15 protein-coding genes, 1 pseudogene and 1 riboswitch are annotated in these 23402 nt (G+C 60.2%); of the genes and pseudogenes, 12 read left to right on the top strand and 4 right to left on the bottom strand.

Annotated features, from left to right (window positions below; all coding sequences use genetic code 11):
• Nucleotides 1-80 precede the first annotated feature (80 nt).
• Both MUN80_RS09750 and MUN80_RS09745 read left to right on the top strand, forming a co-directional pair.
• Complete coding sequence (locus MUN80_RS09750) at nt 81-458, top strand: hypothetical protein (RefSeq protein WP_244722914.1); 378 nt, start codon at nt 81-83, stop codon at nt 456-458.
• Nucleotides 459-605: 147 nt separating this feature from the next.
• Nucleotides 606-1385, top strand: coding sequence for a protease inhibitor I42 family protein (locus MUN80_RS09745; RefSeq protein WP_244722912.1), 780 nt, complete (start codon nt 606-608; stop codon nt 1383-1385).
• Between the two features lie 82 nt (nt 1386-1467).
• Here MUN80_RS09745 and MUN80_RS09740 read toward each other — a convergent pair whose 3' ends face one another.
• The 4 genes and pseudogenes from MUN80_RS09740 to MUN80_RS09730 form a co-directional block, all read right to left on the bottom strand.
• Nucleotides 1468-1914, bottom strand: a complete 447-nt coding sequence (locus MUN80_RS09740; protein WP_244722910.1) for a hypothetical protein — start codon at nt 1912-1914, stop codon at nt 1468-1470.
• A 75-nt stretch (nt 1915-1989) separates the two neighbouring features.
• Nucleotides 1990-2565: a SusD/RagB family nutrient-binding outer membrane lipoprotein gene (locus MUN80_RS25970; protein ID WP_262922072.1), complete on the bottom strand. Its 576-nt coding sequence runs from the start codon at nt 2563-2565 to the stop codon at nt 1990-1992.
• A pseudogene (locus tag MUN80_RS25965) lies at nt 2559-3446 on the bottom strand (SusD/RagB family nutrient-binding outer membrane lipoprotein); the annotation flags it as partial. The gene MUN80_RS25970 and the pseudogene MUN80_RS25965, both read right to left, overlap by 7 nt.
• 19 nt (nt 3447-3465) lie before the next feature.
• Nucleotides 3466-6588 carry a SusC/RagA family TonB-linked outer membrane protein gene (locus MUN80_RS09730; protein WP_244722909.1) on the bottom strand — a complete coding sequence of 1041 codons (3123 nt, stop codon included), beginning with the start codon at nt 6586-6588 and terminating at the stop codon, nt 3466-3468.
• 536 nt (nt 6589-7124) lie between these two features.
• Between MUN80_RS09730 and pbpC the strand changes: the two genes are divergently transcribed.
• The 10 genes from pbpC (at nt 7125) to MUN80_RS09680 (ending at nt 23386) form a co-directional block, all read left to right on the top strand.
• Nucleotides 7125-9434, top strand: a complete 2310-nt coding sequence (pbpC, locus tag MUN80_RS09725) for a penicillin-binding protein 1C (protein ID WP_244722908.1) — start codon at nt 7125-7127, stop codon at nt 9432-9434.
• 348 nt (nt 9435-9782) lie between these two features.
• Nucleotides 9783-9873, top strand: a riboswitch (SAM riboswitch).
• 281 nt (nt 9874-10154) lie between these two features.
• Nucleotides 10155-10916: a phosphoadenylyl-sulfate reductase gene (locus MUN80_RS09720; protein ID WP_244722904.1), complete on the top strand. Its 762-nt coding sequence runs from the start codon at nt 10155-10157 to the stop codon at nt 10914-10916.
• 65 nt (nt 10917-10981) lie between these two features.
• Nucleotides 10982-11893, top strand: coding sequence for a sulfate adenylyltransferase subunit CysD (cysD, locus tag MUN80_RS09715; protein ID WP_244722902.1), 912 nt, complete (start codon nt 10982-10984; stop codon nt 11891-11893).
• 88 nt (nt 11894-11981) lie between these two features.
• Entirely contained in the window at nt 11982-13259 is a 1278-nt protein-coding gene (locus MUN80_RS09710) for a sulfate adenylyltransferase subunit 1 (protein ID WP_244722900.1), read from the top strand.
• Nucleotides 13260-13329: 70 nt separating this feature from the next.
• The gene (cobA, locus tag MUN80_RS09705) at nt 13330-14124 is read left to right on the top strand and encodes a uroporphyrinogen-III C-methyltransferase (RefSeq protein ID WP_244722891.1); all 795 of its coding nucleotides are present in this window, start codon (nt 13330-13332) and stop codon (nt 14122-14124) included.
• 79 nt (nt 14125-14203) lie between these two features.
• Nucleotides 14204-16042: an assimilatory sulfite reductase (NADPH) flavoprotein subunit gene (locus tag MUN80_RS09700; protein WP_244722888.1), complete on the top strand. Its 1839-nt coding sequence runs from the start codon at nt 14204-14206 to the stop codon at nt 16040-16042.
• A 214-nt stretch (nt 16043-16256) separates the two neighbouring features.
• Nucleotides 16257-19196, top strand: a complete 2940-nt coding sequence (locus MUN80_RS09695) for a TonB-dependent receptor (RefSeq protein WP_244722885.1) — start codon at nt 16257-16259, stop codon at nt 19194-19196.
• A gap of 93 nt (nt 19197-19289) precedes the next feature.
• Nucleotides 19290-20081 carry a DUF2490 domain-containing protein gene (locus MUN80_RS09690; protein WP_244722882.1) on the top strand — a complete coding sequence of 264 codons (792 nt, stop codon included), beginning with the start codon at nt 19290-19292 and terminating at the stop codon, nt 20079-20081.
• A complete protein-coding gene (gene cysI, locus MUN80_RS09685; protein WP_244722879.1) occupies nt 20081-21796 on the top strand; it encodes an assimilatory sulfite reductase (NADPH) hemoprotein subunit in 1716 nt (571 codons plus the stop codon). Before MUN80_RS09690 ends, cysI begins: the two co-directional genes overlap by 1 nt.
• Before the next feature lie 63 nt (nt 21797-21859).
• Nucleotides 21860-23386 (top strand): TSUP family transporter, encoded by a 1527-nt coding sequence (locus tag MUN80_RS09680; RefSeq protein WP_244722877.1) that lies wholly within the window; start codon nt 21860-21862, stop codon nt 23384-23386.
• Nucleotides 23387-23402: the final 16 nt, after the last annotated feature.

Here is a 23402-nt window from a genome sequence, read left to right as displayed (position 1 = left end):
GCGAAGCCTCTTAACCAACTTCGCTGCGCCAGAGAAACCGTCCTGTCTCCCACTGGTCGACAGGATGGTTTCTCTGGTTAATGTATCCCAACCTACCTTCTTTCCTCACACCTAACTACTTCCTCTCGATGGTCAACCTGCGCGTTGTCTTGATTTCTTCGCTTGTCATGCTGCTGGGCATGATACTCTGGATGGGCTACTTCTTCTATTTCCGCACCGACGGCCGCGGCCATTTGTTGCAGGAAGCCGAAAGTCCTGAAGCCGCCGCCCGGGGTCAGCAGCTGCTAGCCCGGGCAGATGCCCTGACCAACCAGCAGCAGTACGACCAGGCCAAAGCCTTGCTCGACTCCCTGCGCGACGCTGATGCCAATCCAGCTATGTTTATCAGCACCGACGAGCTGATGCAGCGCTTCGACACGCTGCGGGTGCGCCGCGCCCGGCAAAAGCAGGCTGAATAAACCCGCTGCCCGTAGCTCAACCGCAGCTTTTTACCGGCGCTACCCGTACGTATTCCTGTCACCAGCCCACAGCCGGCCGCCGTTGCGGTCGGCTGTGGCGTTTGGGGCAACTACGTATAGTCCAGCTACTCTCCATCCGGTATTCTCATGCGCATTCGACGCTACGTTGGGGCTCGGCTCCATTCTATTCTGCTTCGCTTAGTACTCCTGCTTATTGGGGTACTGGCCTACACTTCCCTGCAAGCCCAGGGCATTGTTACGCTCACTGCCGCCGACAACGGCAAAGAAACCCAGCTCAACATCGGCGACCAGCTGATCATCCGCCTGCCCACGGCCCAGCCGCGCTTTGGTTGGCGGCTGGCCCAAGCCTACCCCGGGCAACTAAGCGTGACTAGCAGCCATACCCTGCCGGGACTGAGCAGCGGCGTGCCCGGCGCTCCGGCCACCCACGAGATTCACCTGCAGGCCATTGGCGCCGGGGGCTTTGATCTGACCTTTATTTCGGCTACTCCGGGCTCGGGCTATTCCCCGCTGGGCAACTACTTCCATACCTACGTCACGATAAACCAGCCGGGCGTCGCCAAAAACGTGAACATTTCCGAGTATGGCAACCACGGGCGGGTAACGGTCAACCAGGGCGACCAGCTGCTGATTAAGCTGGGCACTACCGTCGGGTCGGAGTACGCTTGGGAAGCAATTCCCAACGATGCCAGCATCGTGAAGCTGGTTGGTCAGAAGAAGGATGAACCGAAGAAAAACCGTAAGAAACCCAAGCCTGGCAGCTCTGAAGAGGTTACCTACCAGTTTCAGGCCCTAAACCCGGGTCAAACCACCGTGCGGTTTATCTACCGCAATACCGTCAACAACGAAGCTCCTCCCTCCCGCGATTTTGAGCTCGACGTAACTGTGCCGCAGCCGCCCAGGTAAGCCAAGGAACGAAATGCTGCCACAAAAAAAGCTCCGACCTGCCGGCCGGAGCTTTTTTTGTGGCATAACGCACTGAAGCAGCTTATTGCACCACTACGGCCGTAAAGTAGCGCCGGTCGGAACCGCCCTCTGGGTTGATGGCGTCCACGGCCAGCGTAAAGGTGTTGGCGGGCCGGGTCGTGGCATTGGTGGTGGCACCTACTATTGGGGTATCCGACAGCGCAGCCGTCGGGACACTCACAGAAGCCACGCCATCACTAACGGGGAAGGTGCCGACCAGCTTGGTCTTGGCAGCTCCAGCTACGGTGTAGCTGCTCTCAATGCGCACGCTGGTGGCACTGCCCACAATACCCACTTTGAGTGTGAGATTGTTTGCCTTCTTGTAGTCGGCCGTGACCTTGTCGATGTTGTCGTCGAAGATGATTTGCGACTTGGGAGCTACCGTGTATTCGGGGTCATCCTTCTTGCACCCGGCCAGCAGCACCAGGGCTACGAACAGCAGCAGAAAATGAGGAAATATCTTTTTCATGAAATCAAGCTAAAACAAGGCGGTGAAAGCAGGCCGGCAGCATTGTAACGCCGCCAGCCCGCGTAAAACGTCAGGCTATTTGCCCGGGTCCCAGAACACGCTGGGCGTAATCAGGCTGGTGCGTGCCGGCGTGTTGGTCGGGTTAGCAGCGCGGTCGGCATCCGAGTAAGGCAAAATCCGCAGGATGGCCGTCGTCTGGGCCTGAGCCGGCAAAGCCAGTTGCGGGAAGCCGGTGCGGCGGTAGTCGGTCCAGGGCTCGGCCACGACGCCGAAGTTGGCCACGTACTTTTCCTCGATGATTTGCTGAATGGCGTTGGTGGCCGTTAGGGCCGGGCGAGCCGCAATGTAGGCCGTGCGCGCAGCCGCTGGCACCTCTGCCATGGTCATGGAAGCCGTAATACCCGCGTCAAAAGCTGTTTTAGCCTTAGTCAGGTCACTGGTGCGGGCATAGTGTTCAGCCAGAATAAACTGGTATTCGGCATACGTCACCATCCGGATAGGAGCCGAGCCGGCATAGTCCTGCAAACCCGTGCCCGTGCGGGGCCCGCGCAGGTAGGTGTGCATTCGCGAGAAGTCGGTGCTGACCGTGGCGCCAGCCCCGTTGGCGGCACCAGTGTACTGGCCTGCCCCCCGAACTCGGTGAAGTAGGATGCGCGCCGGGGGTCAGCTTTGGTGTTCATGATGCCAACCAGCGTGGTGCTGGGAAAAAACTGGTTGGCCCGGGATGACCGTTCAAACTGGTCAATAGGGTTGGTTTTGCCCACTGCTGACTCGAAACTCAGCTGGAAGTTGTCGGCCACGCTGGTCATCACCGGAGCTTGAGCCGTCAGCAAATCATTAATACCCTTAGTAGCTTCTGCCGAAAATTTGGGGTAGTAATGTACGTAGAGCCGCATTTTCAGCGTGTTGGCAAACTTCTCCCACTTTACCACGTCACCACCGTAGATCAGGTCTTCTGCCGCAGGCTTCAGGGCGCTGGGCTTTTTCAGATCGGCAATACCCGCGTCGAGCAGGGCCAGAATGCCGTTGTACACCTCTCTCGAGTCGTCGTACTTGGGCGCTCCATTGGCCGCAAACTTCAGGGCATCCGTGAAGGGAATATCCCCGAAGCAGTCGGTGGTGATGCCGTACAGGTAGGCCTGCATAATCTTGGCAATACCAGCGTATACCGGGCTGCTTTCCTGAGTTGTATTGATCAGCTGCTGCATGTCGGCCAACGCCGTGGCGTAGATGGCGAAACGGAACGTGTTGTTCACGTCGCTGCCCGTAATCACGCCCCGGTCGTACTGCACAGGCTGCTGGGCGCCCCCACCCTGTCCGGCAAACTGCTGGACAATAAGGGAAGTAAAGCGGTGCAGGTCGGAGCCGGCCATGAAGCCCAGCTGGGTTTGGGCTGCCACCAGCACGTTGCCGGCCGGTGCCACTACCACCGCGTTGGGATTGTCGTTCACGTCCAGGAAACTGTCGCAGGAGCCCAAAGCGCCCACTGCACCAGCCAGAACGATATATTTTGCGAAACGAAACGTCTTCATTCAGATTGGAAGCTAGAAGTTAGAAAGTAAGGCGAATAGAGCCGCCGTACATCTTCGACTGGGGCAGGGAGTTGAACTCGAAACCCTGGGAGTTGCTCACACCGGTCGTGTTTACTTCCGGGTCGATGTGGGGAATGTTGGGAGCGTAGAGGAACAGGTTGCGAGCATTCAAGCTCAGCTCCACGCCGCCCAAGAAGGTTTTGTCGGTCAGGCTGCGGGGCAGCGCGTACGACAAAGCCACTTCCCGCAGACGCAGCCACGAGCCATCGAATACGGCAAACTCGTAGGGGCCCGAGCCCCACAGGTCGGTGAAGTACTGCTCAGCCGTTACCTGCACGTTGTTCTTCGTGAAGGTACCATCAGCCTGCTTGATTACGCCGTCGATGATGTAGGTCTGGTCGCGGTTAGCCGTTTCCTCGCCTACGCCGTTGCGGCGGATGTCGAATACGTTACGCGAAACCACGTCGCCACCCACCCGGATATCAAGCAGGGTATTCAGCGTCAAGCCTTTGTAGGTAAAGGTGTTGGTGATACCACCCGTCCAGTCGGGGTTCGGGTCGCCAATTACACCGTTGTCGAGCTGCTGCTGGGTACGGCCCTGGGCGTTGAGCACCAGCGGGCCGGTGTCGCCGTCCTGACGCAGGAACTTGGAGCCGAAAATAACGCCGTAGGGCTGGCCGGCAATCAGGCGGGTACCAGGCGTGGTGAAGCCGCCCAACTGAATGAAAGTTACGCCGGGAGCCAGTTCCAATACCTTGTTGCGTACCCGCGAGTAGTTGAACGAGTTGCTGTAGGTGAAGTCGCCGATTTTAACCGGAGTGGTGCTGATCATCAACTCGACACCGCGGGCTTCCGAGGTACCGATGTTGCGGTTGACGCTGCTGAAGCCCGAGGTAGCCGAGAAGGGTACGGCGAAGACAATGTCCTTGCTTTGCTGCACGTAGTACGTGGCTTCCAGGGCTACGCGGCCTTTGAAGAAGCGCAGGTCGGTGCCGACCTCGTAGCTGGTCGTAAACTCGGGACCCAGGTCTACGTTGCCACCGGTGTTGTTGTAGGTCAGACCTACTTGACCGAGGAAAGGATAGTTAATAGCTGGACCGAAACCATCGGTTACGCTCGTCGTCTGGTAGGTCGTGTTAGTACTGTATGCAGTTGCCTCACGGCCTACCTGAGCTGCGGCAGCCCGGATTTTGAACTGGTCGAGCACGCTGTTGTCCTTGAGCATCGGCACGGCGTCGCTCACGACGATGCTGGCCGAAGCGCCGGGGTAGAAGTAGCTGCGCTTGTTGGCGCTGAACGTCGAGGACCAGTCATTACGGCCCGACAAGCCCAGGAAGACGAAGTCTTTGAAGCCCAGTTGCAGGTCGCCGTAGAAGCCGACCAGACGACGAGTCGTCTTCTCAAAGAAGGGCGTGTAGTTCTTCGTGTTGGAGATGTTGTTGAAGCCCCGTACCTGAATATCGGAGCCTACAATTGCCAGGTTATCGGTGCGGCGCTGGTTGATTTCGTTACCCAGCAGCAGGCGCGCCGTGAAATTCTCGCTGAAATTGCGCCGAATGTTCAGCGTCAGGTAGGAGCTCAGTTCGCGACGGTTGTAAGTCTCGTCCTGGATGTTGCCCACGGCGGAGCCGCCCCCGGACGAAGTCGTGGTAATACCGCGGCTGTCACGGGCATTCACGTACTTATACTGCTGCGAGTAGGTGTCGGTGCCCAGCTTGTAATCCAACGACAGCCAATCGGTGAAGTCGTAGCCGATGCTCACGTTACCTACAATACGGTTTACCTCGTCGTCGTAGGTGTTGTTTTTGATGGTCCACAGCGGGTTGTCGCTGGTGCCGAAGAACGTGTTGTTGGGCGTGAAGGTACCCACCACAGCGGCGTTCTGCTGGCCGCCGGTCGGCTGCTCAAACGGATACCGATTCACGTCGTACGAGCGGGGCAGTACCCAGGAGTGGAAGAAGGGGTTGGCCAGCTGGTTGCCCTGGGGCGTGCGCTTCGACACGCTGTTGGAGAAAATAATGTTGGTGCCGGTGCGCAGCTTGTTGGTCAGCTGAGCATTACCGTTGAAGGTCACGGTATTGCGCTTCAGGTCGTTGTTGTCCAGAATACCTACTTCGTGCAGGTTGCCGTAGGAGGCGTAGTAGCGCGTACGCTCCGTTGCGCCCGACAAGGCCACGTTGTTCTGGAAGTTGGAGCCGGTCTTGAAAAGGTCCGACACGTTGTCCGGGTTGATGGTCAGCGTTTCGTCCTCGCCGCGGAAGTTCTGCACCGTCTGGCCCGTAACACGCGGCCCCCACGACATCTGGCTGATGCGGTTGAAGTTGCCGTTGATGCCCTGACCGTAGGTGTTCTGGTAGTCGGGCAGGCGGCCCACCTTCACGATGTTGTAGTTAGAAGTAAGCGTTACCGACTGCTTTTTGGTGCCCAGCGTCGCGCCTTTCTTGGTGGTGATAATGATGGCGCCTGAAGCGGCCCGGGAGCCGTAGAGTACGGCTGCAGCAGGACCTTTCAGGATGGACACGCTTTCAATATCGTCCTGGTTGATGTCGATGGCGCGGTTGGAGTTAGCTACCCCACTCTGCAAAGTGTTAGTGCCACCGCCGTTGTCAATCGGAATACCATCTACCACGAACAGCGGCTGGTTGCTGCCCGTAAACGTGGTCATACCGCGGATAAAGATGTTGGAGGAAGCGCCCACCATGCCGCTGGAGCCCTGTACCCGCACACCGGCCACTTTGGCCGTCAGCGAGTTGACTACGTTGGTAGAGCGGGCCTGCACCAGCTCCTGGGACTTTACTTCGGAAACCGAAAAGCCCAGGGCCTTTTTCTCCTGCTCCCGCCCGAAAGCCGTTACCACAACTTCGGTCAGTTGCTTAGAATCAACGGCCAGGCCGATGTTGAGCTGAGTTTCGGTGCCAATGGGCCGCTCGGAACTAACGTAGCCGACGGAGCTGAAAACGATGGTGCCGCCCTCGGTCGGCACGCTCAAGGTATAAGTACCATCCGAGTTGGTCGATACGCCGTTGGTGGTTCCTTTCAACAAAACCGTTACCCCGGGCAGACCTTCCCCCGACGCGCGGTCTGTAACCCGGCCGGACAGGTTCCGGCTCTGGGCAGTCACTTGCTGCAGCAGTGTGAGCATAAGCAAAAAGCTTATGAGTAAAGTTTTTTTCATGCAGAAAAAAGGGTTGGTGAGTGATGGATTGGTGAGTACTGACTTAATGTTCTTCTTTTTTTACTACTGATCTTGCAAAAGCGAAACTCGGTTTTTTTACAAAAAATTGGCAATCAATTTCCGAAATATAGTTCATGACTGCTCAGGTACGAAAGCCTAACATAAGGCAAATACATTATCAAAATTTCAAATAACAAAGTTTTACACCTACTTACTTCCATACTAGTGCCCTAAACTTAACGAAAAGAACTTCATCCATCATCACCTGTTGAGCTATCATTAAGTACAAAATGAATTATTTGTGAGGCAGAGCCAAATTACCCAAACCCCTTAGTCGTAACCCATCGAGTGGCTGGTGCTGGCATTGCGGGGCGGCCAAGCGTATTTGCAACCCTTCCCTAACCGCATGGTCTTTGACAGTTTCGCGGTGCGGTGTATGGGCTGCGGGTGTATCTTGAGCCACCTTTTTTTATGCCAGGCTTAACTTGGTAGCTACTCAACGAATGAAACGCGCGGTCCGGGCTCTGCTCTTCCTCCTCCTGCTCCTAGGCTTGCTCGGGGTCCTCGACGCCGCGTTTCCCCTGCCTTCCGCACCACAGTACTCGCCCCTGGTTCTGGCGGCCGACGGCTCGGTGCTGCACGCCTTTCTGAACCCGACCCAGAAGTGGCGGATGAAAACCGAGCTGCGCGAAATCACGCCGGCCTTGCGTGCCACCATTATTGAGAAGGAAGACCGGTATTTCTATTACCATCCGGGTGTCAATCCACTGGCCCTGCTGCAGGCTGCTGGACGCAACGTGTTTGGCCGGGGCCGCACCACTGGGGCCAGCACCATCACCATGCAGGTGGCCCGCCTGCTGGAACCCAAGGAGCGGACGGTGGGCAATAAGCTGCTGGAAATGCTGCGGGCTCTGCAGCTCGAAGCGCATTACAGCAAGGCCGAGATTCTGCAGCTTTACCTGAACCTGGTGCCCTACGGTGGCAACATCGAAGGCGTGAAGTCGGCGGCCCTGCTCTACTTTCAGCAGCCGCCCGATTACCTGTCTTTGGCCCAAACCGTGACGCTGGCTATCATCCCTAACCGCCCGCGCGGCCTGGTACTGGGCCGGCATAACGACGCCATCCGGCAGGAGCGGAACCGGTGGCTGCGCCGCTTTCAGCAGCAGGGCTTATTTCCTAAACAGGATATTGAGGATGCCCTGCTAGAACCCCTGGACGTGCAGCGCCACGCCGCTCCTACGCTGGCTCCGCACCTGGCCTGGCGGTTGGTGCGGCAGTTTCCGGGCCAGCCCAGCGTAGCTTCTACATTGCAGCGCAGCAAGCAGGCCAAAGCCGAGGATCTGACCCGCAACTACGTGCGCCGCCTGCACGAGCTGGGCATTACCAACGCCGCCGCCCTGGTTATCAACAACCGCACCCGGGCCGTGGAAGCTTACGTGGGCTCCGCCGATTTTCGGGATGCCTTCAACAAAGGCCAGAACGACGGGGTGCAGGCCGTCCGCTCGCCGGGCAGCACGCTCAAGCCCTTTCTCTACGCCCTGGCCCTCGATAAAGGCCTCGTGACGCCCAAGCTGCTGCTGCCCGACGTGCCCACCAACTTTCAAGGCTACCAACCCGAAAACTTCGACAAGCGCTGCAGCGGCGAAGTACCCCTGGACCGGGCCCTGGCGTATTCGCTTAACATTCCGGCCGTGCGCACCCTCTCCGAGCTGGGCGTGCCCACCTTTACCACCCAGCTGCGCGCGGCGGGCTTCCGAACCGTAGCCAAACGGGCGCCCCACCTGGGCCTGAGCACCATTCTGGGCGGCTGCGGGGCTACACTGGAAGAGCTGACCAACCTCTACGTGACCTTGGCCAACGGCGGCCAGTACGCGCCCGTGCAGTGGATTCAGCCGCCCGCTGCTCCGGTAAAAACCACGCCCGGCACGGCCCTTTTCTCAGAAGCATCGGCCTTCCTCATTACCGATATTCTGGCCCAGCTCACCCGCCCCGACTTGCCCGTGGGTTACGAAACCAGCGTCCGGCTGCCCAAAATTGCCTGGAAAACCGGCACCAGCTACGGCCGCCGCGACGCCTGGAGCATTGGCTATAATAAAGAGTACACCATCGGGGTGTGGGTCGGCAACTTCAGCGGGCAGGGCAGCCCGGCCCTTACGGGCTCCGATATTGCCACGCCCCTACTCTTCGACCTGTTCAACGCTGTGGCCTACAATTCACCCAACAACTGGTTTCAGCCCCCGGCCAGCCTCGACTTCCGGCTAGTATGCGCCGAAACCGGCCGCCCGCCCGGCGAGAATTGCCCCAACCAAATTATCGACTACTTCCTACCGGGCGTGTCGGCTAGCCTGCGCTGCCAGCATCAGAAAGAGGTGCTGCTCTCCGCCGATGGCCAATACACTTACTGCCGGGCCTGCGCGCCGGCGGCTGGCTTCCGGCGTGAGTTATACCCGAATCTGCTGCCCGAAGTAGCGGCGTTTAAAGAAGCCCAGGGTATTCCTTACCGCCGCCTGCCACCCCACAATCCCGGCTGCCAGCTTGTGCGCGGGGGCCGGGAAAAGGCGCCCAGCATCACTTCGCCCCTGGCCAATACCGAGTACGTACTTAACAAAGGTGAGCAGCAGCAACTCTTGCTCAGCTGCGCCACCGACAACGAGGTGCGCCAGGTGTCGTGGTACATCAACGACCAATTTTTGCGTACGGCGGCGGCTACCGAGCGGGTGTTTTTCCGGCCGTCAGCCGGCGTACTGAAAATTTCCTGCGCCGATGACCACGGCCGCAACACTAATATTCAGATTGTGGTGAATGAGCTGTAGCGCTCCAGCCACACATCCGGCAGCAGACTTTCTTGTCGGTTGACAATTCTGCCCCACCTACTTTTTGGCAGTGTGTCAGTCTACCAACCGATGCCGAATATGGCCCTATCCCTATTTAAACACATAAAACCAGTCAAAAATCATAGCCGAATGGCATTCGCATTATTACCTAAAGTTATAATGTAAGTTTATAGCACTATCCCCTGCTTTCGCTATTCAACGTTCTAGTATACAAATTGATGCATAGCAATTCACACAAACATTATTACTTCCTTTCACTATAACTTGCAATTATAAAACTCCTGCTATTACCTTTGCAGAGTCAATTCTTTACCCATCAAAGGATTGTTTTTATACAGAGGCGTGGAGAGACAGGCTCGACGAAGCGCCGGCAACCACCGCAAATGCGGAACGGTGCCAAGTCCTGACCATATAAAAACAACAACGTCGTGAAAACCTTGTCCAACGCCCGCACACTCTCTCCCACCTCCGCTGCTCTACAGCCTGGATGTTGTGGCATGATGTGCTGTCGGTGTTGCTAGCAGGTCACGCCCCCTTTTTCTTCCTGCCCGTGCCGACGTTCAGCCCGCTAAGCTGACTTCGCACCACCCTTTCCCGACTACCGCAGGATAGTCTGCCTGATTTCGCACAACTCCGCTGCGCCCAGGCTCTCCACGCCGCCGGCTTTTCCTCCCGGAAAAACCACATCCTCTTCGAAACATGCAAGTAGCCTCTGAGGCGCTGGTTACGCGCCTGCGCCAACAGCTCGCCGGGCTTTCCGCCGCGGAAATACTCGCGGAAGTAGCCGCCCAGTTTCCCGGCACCGCCATTTTCTCGACTTCCTTCGGCCTTGAAGACCAGATTATTACCCACCTGATTTTCGAGCATAACCTGCCTATCAAGGTTTTCACGCTGGATACGGCCCGCAACTTCCAGGAGACCTACTCCACCTGGAATAAAACCTTGCTGCGCTACGGCAAATCCATTGAGCCTTACTTTCCGCAGCAGTCGGCCGTCGAACAGCTTTTGCTCGAAAAAGGCCCAAACAGCTTCTACGAAAGCGTGGGAAACCGCAAGGAATGCTGCGGTATCCGGAAGGTAGAGCCCCTGCGCCGGGCCTTGCTGGGGCAGCAGGCCTGGTTTACGGGCATCCGGGCCGAGCAGTCGGCCAACCGCCAGGATATGCACGCGGTGGAGTGGGACGCGGGCCACCAGCTCATCAAGTTTCATCCGCTTTTCGACTGGACTTTCGAGCAGTGCTGGGACTTTGTGCATGCCCACAGCATCCCCTTTAACCCGCTGCACCAGCAAGGCTTCGTGAGTATCGGCTGCGCGCCCTGCACCCGGGCTATCAAAGCTGGCGAGGATTTCCGGGCCGGACGCTGGTGGTGGGAAGACCAATCGGCCAAGGAATGTGGCCTGCACAGCACCCACAACGGCCCCGACCCGGTGGTGGAGCCCGTCAACGCTTCGACTCTGTAAGCAGCATCCAATTTATACATCAGCGGGCAATCGGGCCTGCCGCGGCACTTAAGATTTACCTGAGCATGAGTACCCCTCACTTCGATTACCTCGACCGGCTGGAAGCCGAAGCCATTCATATTCTGCGGGAAGTTGCGGGCCAGTTTGAGCGCCCGGCCCTACTGTTTTCGGGGGGCAAAGACTCGATTGTGCTAACGCGCCTGGCCGAAAAGGCCTTTCGTCCCGGCCGCTTTCCCTTCCCGCTGGTGCACGTGGATACCGGCCACAACTTTCCCGAAGTACTCCAGTTCCGCGACGAGCTGGCGGCTCAATTGGGCGAAAAGCTCATCGTACGTAGCGTGGAAGACACCATCAAGCGGCAGCGCCTACGCGAGCCGGGCGGCAAGTTTCCCAGCCGCAACCCGCTGCAAACCTACACCCTGCTCGAAACCATCGAGGAATTCCAGTTTGATGCCTGCATTGGCGGGGCCCGGCGCGACGAGGAAAAGGCCCGGGCCAAGGAGCGCATCTTCTCGGTGCGCGACGAGTTCGGCCAGTGGGACCCCAAGCGCCAGCGCCCCGAGCTTTGGAACGTGTACAACGGCCGGATTCAGCGCGGCGAAAACGTGCGCGTGTTCCCGATTTCCAACTGGACCGAGCTGGACGTGTGGCGCTACATTCAGCGCGAAAACATTGCCCTGCCCAGCATCTACTTCGGCCACCCGCGCACCTGTGTGGTGCTGCCCAGCGGGCAGCTGCTCGGCCTCAACGAGCACCTGCGCCTCGACGAAACCGACGAAATCGTGGAGCGCCAAGTGCGCTTCCGCACCGTCGGCGACTCGACCTGCACCGCCGCCGTGGAAAGTGATGCGGCCACTATCGACGATATCATCGAAGACCTGCTCAGCGCCAAAGTCAGTGAGCGGGGCGCCACCCGCCTCGACGACAACATCTCCGAAGCCGGCATGGAAGACCGCAAACGCAACGGCTATTTCTAAGATAGAACGCAGAAGTTAGAGCTTAGAACTGAGAGTGTTCTAGCGCCTGCTTCTAAGTTCTGAGCTCTAACTTCTCAGTTCTACCCTCATGGACCTTCTCCGATTTATTACCTGCGGCAGCGTCGACGACGGCAAAAGCACGCTGATTGGCCGCCTTTTATACGATTCCGACTCGGTTTCCCTGGACGTCTTGGCGGCTCTGGAAAACCGGCCGACTGTGCACGGTACCGTAGACCTGGCTTTGCTAACCGACGGCCTGCGCGCCGAGCGCGAACAGGGAATCACCATCGACGTGGCCTATAAGTACTTCACTACGCCGCGCCGCAAGTTCATCATTACCGATGCGCCAGGCCACGTGCAGTACACCCGCAACATGGTCACGGGCGCTTCTACCGCCGATTTGGCCATCGTGCTGGTCGATGCCCGGCAGGGCGTGGTGGAGCAAACCCGCCGCCACTCGCTGATTGCCTCTCTGGTAGGCATTCGGCACTTTGTGCTGGCTGTGAATAAAATGGATCTGGTAGGCAATGAGCAAGCCGTATTCGACCAGATTGTGGCCGACTACGCCGCCGTGGCCGACCAGCTCAAGCTGCCCCAGGTGACGGCTATTCCCATCAGCGCTTTGCTCGGCGACAACATTGTGACCCGCTCCAAAAACCTGAGCTGGTACACCGGCCCGAGTTTGCTGGAGCACCTGGAAAGCGTGCCGGCCTTTGAGGAAGCCACCATGGGCGAGCCGCGCTTTCAGGTGCAATTCGTGATTCGGCCCCAAACCGACGATTACCCCGACTACCGGGGCTACGCCGGCCGCATCCAGAGCGGAGAGTACCGCCGCGGCGACCGGGTCTATATTCTGCCCAGCGGCCAGGAGTCGGTGATTGAGGCCATCGAGGTAGACCAACGGGAAGTGGAAAGCGCCGCCGCGCCCCAGGCCGTGGTGCTGCGCCTGACCGATGACGTGGACATCAGCCGTGGCGACTCCATCGTGCCGGTGGGCAGCCAGATTCACGTGGCCAAAGAGGTGGAAGCTACTATCTGCTGGATGGACGAGCGTCCGTTGTGGCCCGGCCGCAAGCTGCTGGTACAGCACCATTCGGCCGTGGTCAAGGCAGTGGTGGCGGCTATTACTTATAAGGTGAACGTGCGCACGTTTGGCCGGGCGGCCACAGAATCGGCCCAGCTCAACGACATCGTGGGCATCCGCCTCAAAACCGCTGCCCCGCTCGTGGTGGATTCCTACCAGCACAACCGCGCCACCGGTGCCTTTATCCTGGTTGATGAGCTCAGCGGTGACACGCTGGCCGCCGGCATGGTCGAGGCCATGCAGAACAGCTTCGTGCCCGAGCCCCTGGGCTTCACGATTTAAAGCAGCCCTCAGAATGTCATGTCTCCCGCTGGCCGACATGACAACCAACATCTTTCCTTTTCACCGTACCATGTCCAACTTCCCTTCTCCTCTGCTGCCCCGGCTGACCGTGCTTGGCGCGGGCCCCGGCGACCCGGAGCTCTTCACGCTGAAAGGTGTGCGGGTGCTGGGCGAGGCCGACGTGGTGCTCTACGACGCGCTGGCCAACAACGACCTGCTCCGCTACGTGCGGCCCGGGGCCCCACAAGTTTTCGTGGGCAAGCGCCGTGGTATGCGCAGCTATGGGCAAGATGAAATCAACGCCCTCATCGTGGACAGCGCCCGGCGATACGGCCACGTGGTGCGGCTCAAGGGTGGCGACCCATTTGTGTTTGGCCGGGGCCGGGAGGAAATGCTCTACGCCGAGCAGCACGGCCTGCTCACCGACTACGTGCCCGGCATCAGCAGCGCCGTAGCAGCGGCGGGCAGCGTGGGCATCCCCGTCACGCACCGCGGCGCTAGTGAAGGGTTCCAAGTAATCACAGCTACGACGGCCACCGGCGAGCTGTCGGCGGCCGTAACGGAGGCAGCCCGCTCACGCACCACGTCCGTTATTCTGATGGGTCTGAGTCAACTGGAGCGCATCGTGGAAATATTCAGCCAGAACGGGCAAAGCGAGGTTCCGGCGGCCATTGTGCAGAACGGTACCCTCGCCACGGCCCGCCTCGTGACAGGCCCGGTGGCGCAGCTGCCGGAGCGGGCTGCCGCAGCCGGCCTTGGGGCGCCGGCCATCATTATCATCGGCGAAGTAGCCCGGCTGGCCAAGGCTGATGCAGGAGTGCCGACCGTGTTTTCCGAACTGCTTTCCTACGCCGAAGTGGCCTGATCATAAAAAAACGTCAGGTCGAGCCTTAAGTAATAACGCCCGCCTAGCCTACTCTTTCCGCATTCTATTCCCGCTAGCCATGAGCCTTCTTTCCCAAGACCAGACGCTGCCCCTGGGCCTCGACGATACCACGTTGCAGCGCCTGACCACGGGCCTCTCCGACCAGCAGCTAATCTGGCTGAGCGGTTATTTCTACGGCCGCACTTCGGCGGGCCGCAGTGAGGTGCAGAACGCCCTGCAGGTACAGGCAGCACCGCAAACGGCCGCCGTACCCCCAACAGCTGCCTCCAAGCTCACGATTCTCTACGGCTCCCAGACCGGCAACAGCAAGAAAGTAGCCCAGCAGACGGCCGAAAAAGCCAAGCAGCGCGGCGTAGAAGTAACGGTACAGGACGTGAACGACTATGCCACTCGCACCCTTAAAACTGAGCAGCAGCTCTTGCTCGTGGTCAGTACTCAGGGTGAGGGTGAGCCGCCGGTGGCGGCCGAGGAGCTACACCAGTTTCTGCTCAGCAGCCGCGCCCCTAAACTGCCCGATTTGCGCTACTCGGTGCTGGCCCTGGGCGACAAAAGCTACGTGCAGTTCTGCCAGACCGGCCGGGAATTCGATGAGCGCCTGGCCGAACTCGGGGCCCGGCGCCTGCTGGAGCGGGTCGAGTGCGACGTGGACTACCAGGAAACCGCCCAGCAGTGGGCCGACCGGGTGCTCAACGTCATTGCCGCCGAAACCTCAGCAGCCAATGGTGGGCACGTAAGTGGCAACGGCCACGTAACCGCCACCGAAATACTGACGGCCCCGGAGCAGTATTCCCACCACAACCCGTTTGAGGCTACGGTGCTGGAAAAGATTCAGCTTAACGGCCGTGGCTCCAGCAAAGAAACCTACCACATCGAGTTGTCCTTAGTCGACTCGGGTCTGCACTACGAGCCCGGCGACGCCCTGTCAGTGGTGCCGCGCAACGGCGAAGCGCTGGTGGAGGAAGTCTTGAAAACGGCCCGGCTGGACGGCGCAGCCCCCATTCAGCTCTCGGGCGTGGAGTTTGAGCTGGGCACGGCCCTGACGCAGAAGCTGGAGCTCTCGGTGCTGACCCGCGACGTGCTGGAGCGCTACGCCGCCATAGCTCCGCAGCACAAGCCGCTGGCCGGCATTGTCACCGATATTCCGCAGCTCCAACAGTACGTCTACGGCCGCGACGTGGCCGATCTGCTGCGCGAATTTCCGGCCGAATTGTCGGCCGAGCAACTAGCGGCGGTGCTGCGGCCCTTACCGGCCCGGGCCTACTCTATTGCCAGCAGCTTGCTGGTACACCCGGAGGAAGTACACCTGACGGTGGGCGCGGTGCGCTACGCTGCCCACGGCCGCACCAAGCACGGCGTGTGCTCCTCGCACCTGGCCGACCGGCTGGAAATTGACCATACGGCCCGGGTCTTCGTGGAGCGCAACGAGTACTTCAAGCTGCCCCAGGACGCGGCTACCGACATCATTATGGTGGGCGCGGGCACGGGCGTGGCTCCGTTCCGGGCCTTTGTGGAGGAGCGCGTGGAGCTGGGGGCCGAGGGCCGCAACTGGCTGTTTTTTGGCAACCCCAACTTCACCACCGACTTCCTGTACCAGACCGAGTGGCTGCAGCACCTCAAGCGCGGCACCTTGCGCCACCTCGACGTGGCATTTAGCCGCGACCAGGCCGAGAAAATCTACGTACAGCACCGCCTGCTGGAAAAATCCCGGGACGTGTATGGCTGGCTCGAAAACGGGGCCCACTTCTACGTCTGTGGCGACAAGGCCCGCCTGGGCTCGGCCATTCAGGAGGCCCTCAAGCAAGTGGTGCAGCGCGAAGCCGACTGCTCGGCCGAAGACGCCGCTGACTACCTGCGGGTGCTCAAAAAGCAGCGCCGCTACCTGGAGGATGTGTATTAACCCCAAACAGTTGTCGAGACGCGGCCCGAAGGGTAGGATTTCGACCTGCTCAAAAAGTCACTCCTACTGCCTGCCTCGCTTCCTTTCGGCCAGCCTGCCTGCTCTGGTTTGCCCGAACCGATGTTGTTGTAGCCGCGCCTGAAAACCGGGCGGCCTACCAGCCGTGGCCGACCCGCGCCGCCTGCCTCTTCCTTTCAATCCTGCTTTCCAGATCATGAGAAAAATAGTTACTACTTCTATTGTGGCCCCGCTGCTAGTGGCGGCCAGCCTGGCCCCGGCCCACGCCCAGGACGATATTATTGCCATCAGCGGCGTGGTGCGCGAAAACGGCACCCAGCTGCCCCTGCCCGGCGTGAGCATCAGCGTGAAGAACGGCACGACCGGTGTGCTGAGCGACGCCAACGGCAAGTTTTCCCTGAAGTCGAAGCTGAAGTTTCCGTTTACCCTCGTCTTCAACATGCTGGGCTACGAGGCCAAGGAAGTGGAAATTGTGAGTGCAACCAGCCCGCTGTCGGTGGCCCTGGAGTCGCGGGCGGTGCTGACCAATGAGGTGGTGGTATCGGCTTCGCGGGTGGAGGAAAGCCGGCTTCGCTCCCCGGTAGCCATTGAGAAGCTCGACATCCGGGCTATTAAGGAAACGCCCGCCCCGAGCTTTTACGACGCGCTGGAAAACGTGAAGGGCGTACAGATGACCACGTCGAGCCTCACCTTTAAGGTACCCAACACCCGGGGCTTTAATATCCCCAACAACTTCCGCTTCATGCAGCTCGTCGATGGCGTGGATATGCAGGCGGCCACCCTAGGCGTGCCGCTGGGCAACGCCATTGGGCCCACGGAGCTCGATATTGCCAGCGTGGAAATCACGCCCGGCGCGGCCTCGGCCCTGTATGGCATGAACGCCATCAACGGCATGGCTAACCTAACGACCAAGAGCCCCTTTACCTACCAGGGCCTGAGCGTATACCAAAAAGTGGGCGTAAACCACGTGGATGGCATCGACCGGGACCCGAGCGTGCTGACCGAAACGGCCGTGCGCTGGGCCCAGGTGCTGGGCGCGTCGCAGCGCTGGGCTTACAAAGTGAACGGCAGCTTTCTGCGCGGCACCGACTGGCTGGCCAACACGCAGATTGACCAGAATCCGCAAACGGCCTCGTCGGCCAACCCGCGCTTTGCCGAGCTCAGCGGCGAGCAGAACCCCGCCGCCGACCTTTGGAACCGCTACGGCGACGACAACGCCGGCAACGTGGCCATCACCATTCCCTACAACGGCCGCACCGAAACCTTCAACGTGCGTCGCACCGGCTACTACGAGCGGGATTTGACCAACCCCATCGTGCGCAACGCCAAGGTGGATGCCAGTTTGCACTACAAGCTCACCGACAAGCTGGAGCTAAGCTACGGCTACCGCTACGGGCTGATGGACGGCGTGTTTCAGCGCGGCAACAAGATTCAGCTCGACGGCGTGACGGTGCAGAATCACAAGGTGGAGCTCAAGGGCCAGGACTTCACGGCCCGGGCCTATATGCTCATCGAGGACACCGGCGACTCCTACAACCTCAACCCGCTGGCGCTGAACCTGGATTTGCAGAACGGCGCGACCAGCACCACCAACGTGGCCGGCACCGGCACGGGCTGGGGCGACAAGTTCCGCGCCGCGCTGCTCAGTCAGCTCAACGCGGGAGCATCCCTGCCCGACGCTATGCAGCAGGCCCGCGTGGCCGCCGATGCCGGCCGCGCCGTGCCCGGCACCGCGGCCTTCAACGAGCTGAAAAACCAGATTGTGAAAACCAATAACTGGGACAGCGGCGTGAACGTGAAAGGTGCGCCCGTGCCCGGCGGCGCGGCCCTCACCCAGCGCAGCCACACCTACCACACCGAGGCCATCTGGAACCTGGGGCCGCGCGTCAAGTTTGCCGACGTGCTCATCGGGGCCGACTCCCGGCTCTACGAGGTGATTCCCGACGGCAACAACTTCGTGGATTTCAGCAAGCCCCTGGCCGAGCGCACCCAGGCCGGCGGCCAGAACCAGTACTACAAGAAAGTGGGCGGCTTCGTGCAGGCCAGCCGGGAGTTCTTCAGCAACCGCCTCAAGCTGACCGCCTCGCTCCGGGCCGACTACAACCCCGAGTTCAACCCCAAGCTCAACCCGCGGGTGGCGGCCGTATACACCTTGGCAGCCAAGCACAACTTCCGGGCGTCGTACCAAAACGGCTGGCGCTTCCCGTCGTTGTTTGAGGCCCTGTCGTTCGTCAACAACGGCAACGTGCGCCGCGTGGGCGGCCTGGCCCGCGTGAATGAAGGCCTGAACTACCTCGACAACTCCTACACCCTGGCTTCCATTTCGACCTTCAACGCGGCCGTGAACCAGGCCGTGGCCGCCGACAACGGCACCGGCACCACCGACCAGAAACGCACCCGCGCCGCGCTGGCCAACCGCGCCCTGCTGCAAGTCGGCAACCTGCCCACCGAGCAGCCCGAGCAGATTAATGCCTACGAAGTGGGTTACCGCAGCGTGCTGTTCGACAACCGCGTGTCCGTCGATGCCGACGCTTACTATAATGTGTACTCCGGTTTCCTGGGCCAGGTGGAGGTGAGCGTGCCGAAAAATGCCGCCGGGGAACAGGTGCAGGTCGGCACCGACGAAGCCGTGCTGGCCGCCCTGACCAGCAACCGCGGTGCCCGCCAGGACCGGTACCGCGTGTACACCAACGCCCTGAACAAGTACCGCAGCTACGGCTCCACGCTAGGCCTGACCTACAACTTCTTCCAGAAGTTTACCGTGGGCGGCAACGTGAGCTACAACGACATCCGCACCAACGAGCAGTCTGACATCTTCGTGACGGGCTTCAACACGCCCAAGTGGGCCACCAACCTCAACTTCGGCAACCGCGAAGTAGTGCGCAACCTGGGCTTCAACGTGGTGTGGCGCCGCCAGAGCTCCTTCCTCTGGGAAAGTCCGCTGGCCAACGGCCAGGTGCCCGCCTACCAGACCGTGGATGCCCAGGTAAACGTGCGGATTCCGGCCGTGAAAGCCACCATCAAAGTAGGCGGCGCCAACCTGCTCAACAACCGCTACATCCAGTACGCCGCCGGCCCCACCATTGGCGGCCTCTACTACGTGGCCCTGACGTTTGACAACACGGTAATCCGGTAACGAAGAAACAACAGAAAAAGAACGTCCTGTCGTCCAGCAGGAGACATGACAACGATTTAGCCTCGGTCTTCAAGCTTTTAACCCATTTCTGCCATGAAACGCCTGCCACTGCTTACCATCCTGCTGTTCCTACTGGCCGCCGCTCCGCTGCATGCCCAAAAGGAGTACGTGCGCGAGCAGCAGACCTGGCTGGGCGTGTTCAACCAGACCCGCTTCTCCCAGCACTGGGGCTCCTGGACCGATTTGCACCTGCGCCTGCACGACCATTTTGTGGAGTCGGCTTTCCAAAGCGTGGCCCGCTTCGGGCTGACCTACTACCTCACCGACGACGTGCGCCTAACCGGGGGCTACGCCTACGTGCACCACTTCCCCGACGGGGCCCGCACCATCGGGCAGGCCGAGCACCGGCCCTGGCAGCAGGTGCAGTGGTTTACTAAATTCCCGAAGGCCCGGCTGATGCAGTGGGTGCGGCTGGAAGAACGGTTTCGGCGCACGATTCGCAGCAACGAGCGGCTCGACGAGTTCGACTTCAACTACCGCACCCGCTACAACGCGGCCCTGTTTCTGCCTCTTTCTAAGCGTGGCTTCGAGCCGGGCGGGGTACAGTTTCTCCTGAACAACGAGGTGATGATGAATTTCGGCAAGGAAATCCGCCTCAACTACTTCGACCAGAACCGCTTGTTTGCGGGCCTGGTGTATCAGGTCAACAAGCACGCCCAGCTGCAGGGCGGCTACATGCACCTGTTTCAGCAGCTGCCGGCCGGCAATGTGTACCGTAACCAACACACCATCCGGCTTTTCTACTTCCACAATTTCGATTTGCGGCCCGCCGTAGCCACGGCGCCTACGCCTGCTTCTCCTTCCCCCGTAACTCCCCAACCGTAATGGCTGAGACTATAAAGCTTTCCGAAGTCGAGCACGTCAAGGACGCTAGCAACTACCTACGCGGTACCATCGACGAGAGCCTGCAGAACCGGGTGACGGGTGCTCTGAACCCCGACGACACCCACCTGATTAAGTTTCACGGCTCCTACCAGCAAACCGACCGGGACCTGGAAAGTGAGCGGAAACGCCAGAAACTGGAGCCGCTCTACTCCTTCATGATTCGGGTGCGGGTGCCCGGCGGCGTGGCCTCGGCCGACCAGTGGCAGCGCATGGACGCCCTGAGCGACGCCTACGCCAACGGCACGATCAAGCTCACCACCCGCCAGACCTTCCAGCTCCACGGCGTACTCAAGCGCGACTTACAGCAGACCATTGCCGGCTTCAACCAGGTGCTGATGGACAGCATAGCGGGCTGCGGCGACGTGAACCGCAACGTGATGTGCAGCTCCAATCCCCAGGAATCCGAATTGCACCGGCAGGTGTACGAAACCTCGGTGGCCATCAGCAACCACCTCACGCCCCGCACCACGGCCTACTGGGATTTGTGGCTGAACGGCGAATCGACCTACTCCAGCGCCATCAATGAGGGCGAGCAGGAAGACTTCGAGCCGATTTACGGCAAGACGTATTTGCCCCGCAAGTTCAAGATTGCCCTGGCCGTGCCGCCGACCAACGACGCCGACGTGTTTGCCAACGACATTGGCCTGATTGCCATTGAGCACAAAGGCCAGCTGCTGGGCTTCAACGTGGCCATCGGCGGCGGTATGGGCATGACCTTCGGGATGCCCGAAACGTACCCGCGCCTGGCCGACCTTATCGGCTTCGTACCGGCCGATAAAGTGGTGGACGTGTGCGAGAAAGTACTGACGATTCAGCGCGACTGGGGCAACCGCGAAAACCGCAAGTTTAGCCGCCTCAAGTACACCATCGACAAATTCGGCCTCGACGCCTTCGTGGCTGAACTGCACCAGCGCCTGGGCTACGCGCTAACTCCGGCCCGCCCTTACCGCTTCGAAACCTCGGGGGATGCTTTCGGCTGGAGCGGCGGTAAGGACGGACAGGCCCACGTGACGCTGCACATCGAGGGCGGCCGGGTGTACGACAAGCCGGGCTACCTACTCAAAACCGCCCTGCGTGAAATTGCCGGTTTCCACACCGGCGAGTTTCGCCTGACCGGCAACCAGAACCTGACCATTGCCAACGTAAGTCCCAAGCACCGGGCCCGGCTGCAGACTATTCTGGAGGAAAACGGGGTGTGGAGCAAGACCGAAAAGCAAACTACGCTACGGCTTAACGCCCTGGCCTGCGTTGCGTTAAACACTTGCTCCCTGGCCTTTGCGGAAGCTGAGCGTTACCTTCCGCAGCTGCTCGACCGGATTGACCAGGTCATCCGGGCCAACAACCTGACCGACGACGGCATCCTGATTCGGATGACGGGGTGCCCCAATGGCTGCGCCCGGCCATACCTGGGCGAAATCGGCCTGGTGGGCCGCGCAATTGGCCGATATAACTTATACTTAGGGGCTAACCACGCCGGGGAGCGGCTCAACAAGCTCTACCGCGAGATGCTCGACGAGGACGGAATCCTGCAGGAACTCACGCCCCTGCTCGAAGCCTACGCCGCCGAGCGGCAGCCCGCCGAACGGTTCGGCGACTTCGTGGTGCGCCGCGGCGTCGTGGCCACTACCACCCACGGACAGAACTTCCACGCCTAGCGCCGGGTTCTGTCTGCTCCGCTCCTTTCTGCTCCTATTCTTTCGTTTGCCAATCACCTTTCCATGACCTTGCCTCTTCCTTCCGAAGTAGCCTTGCCTCCGCTGGCCCCGCCCGCCACGGCTGCCCCGGCTGGCAACAACCTGTTTCCGGTGTTCCTGAAGCTGGAGAAGTTTCGGGTGCTGGTGGTGGGCGGCGGCGCCGTAGGCCTGGAAAAGCTGGCCGCCATTCTGGGCAACAGCCCGGCCACGGCCGTTACGGTGGTCAGTGAGACGTTTCTGCCCGGCATCCTGCTGCTCTCCGAGCAGCACCCGCAGCTGCAACTGCGTCACCACGCCTACACCCATGTCGATTTGGTAGGCCACGATATCATCTTCGTGGCCACCGACAACCCGGTGCTCAACCGCGGCATCAAGGCCCACGCCGCCGACCTGGGTCTGCTCTGCAACGTGGCCGACACGCCCGACGAGTGCGACTTTTACCTGGGCTCCATCGTACAGAAAGGCGACCTGAAAATTGCCATTTCTACCAACGGCAAGTCACCCACGGTGGCCAAGCGCCTGCGCACGGTGCTGGCCGATGCCCTGCCCAACGAGCTGCAGGAAGTCTTGCAGCACATGACCATCATCCGGGGCAAGCTGGCCGGCGACTTTGCTAACAAGGTCAAGTCGCTAAACGCCGTGACGGCCGAGCTGGCCGGTGGGCCAGCGTATGAGTCGCCGGCGGCGGCGCGCTGGCGCAAGATTGCCACGGCCTCTCTGCTGGCCTTCGCCGGCATGCTGGTCTTTAATATCCTCTCGTATTACGTCACCTGGGACCAGGTCTGGGGCGTAGCTTCCAATGCCCGGATGTTCTACATCTTCGTGGCCATTGGCTTCGGGGCCCAGATTGTGGATGGGCTGCTGGGCATGGGCTACGGCGTCGTGACAGCCATTAGTCTGATGAGCATTAACATTGCGCCGGCGGCCGTGAGTGCCAGCATTCATACCGCCGAAATGTTTGCCAGCGGGGCCTCGGGCTACCACCACTACCGCTTCGGCAACGTGAATAAGAAGCTGTTCAAGGTGCTGCTGATTCCGGGTGTGCTTGGGGCCATTACGGGTGCTTATCTGCTGTCCCGCTTCGGCGAAACCTATGGGGCCTACGTCAAGCCCTTGCTGGCCCTGTACCTGCTGCTGCTCGGGACTCGTATCCTGACCAAAGCCTTCAGCAAGCCCGGTAAAGCCCGCACCAAGCACAAGAAACTCGGGCTGCTGGCCGCGGCCGGCGGCTTTCTCGACTCCTTCGGCGGCGGGGGCTGGGGTCCATTGGTTACTAGCACCCTTATTGCCGGGGGCCGCACGCCGCAGTACGTCATCGGCTCGGTCAGCGTCACGGAGTTCTTTGTGACCTTTGCCAGCGCCGTTACTTTTTTTGCCACCATCGGCATCACTCACTGGCAGATTATCCTGGGCCTGGTGGTAGGCGGTATTGCCGCTGCGCCATTTGCCGCCCGCCTGACCGGCCGCATTCCCACGCGCTGGATGTTCGTGGGCGTGGGCCTGATGGTGATTGTGTGGAGCCTGTGGGCCCTGCGCAAGCTGTTTATGTAAGGCCTTATTAGCTGCC

This window comes from Hymenobacter cellulosivorans (assembly GCF_022919135.1).
Taxonomy (GTDB): domain Bacteria; phylum Bacteroidota; class Bacteroidia; order Cytophagales; family Hymenobacteraceae; genus Hymenobacter; species Hymenobacter cellulosivorans.
This window is presented reverse-complemented; position numbering and strand designations above follow the sequence as displayed.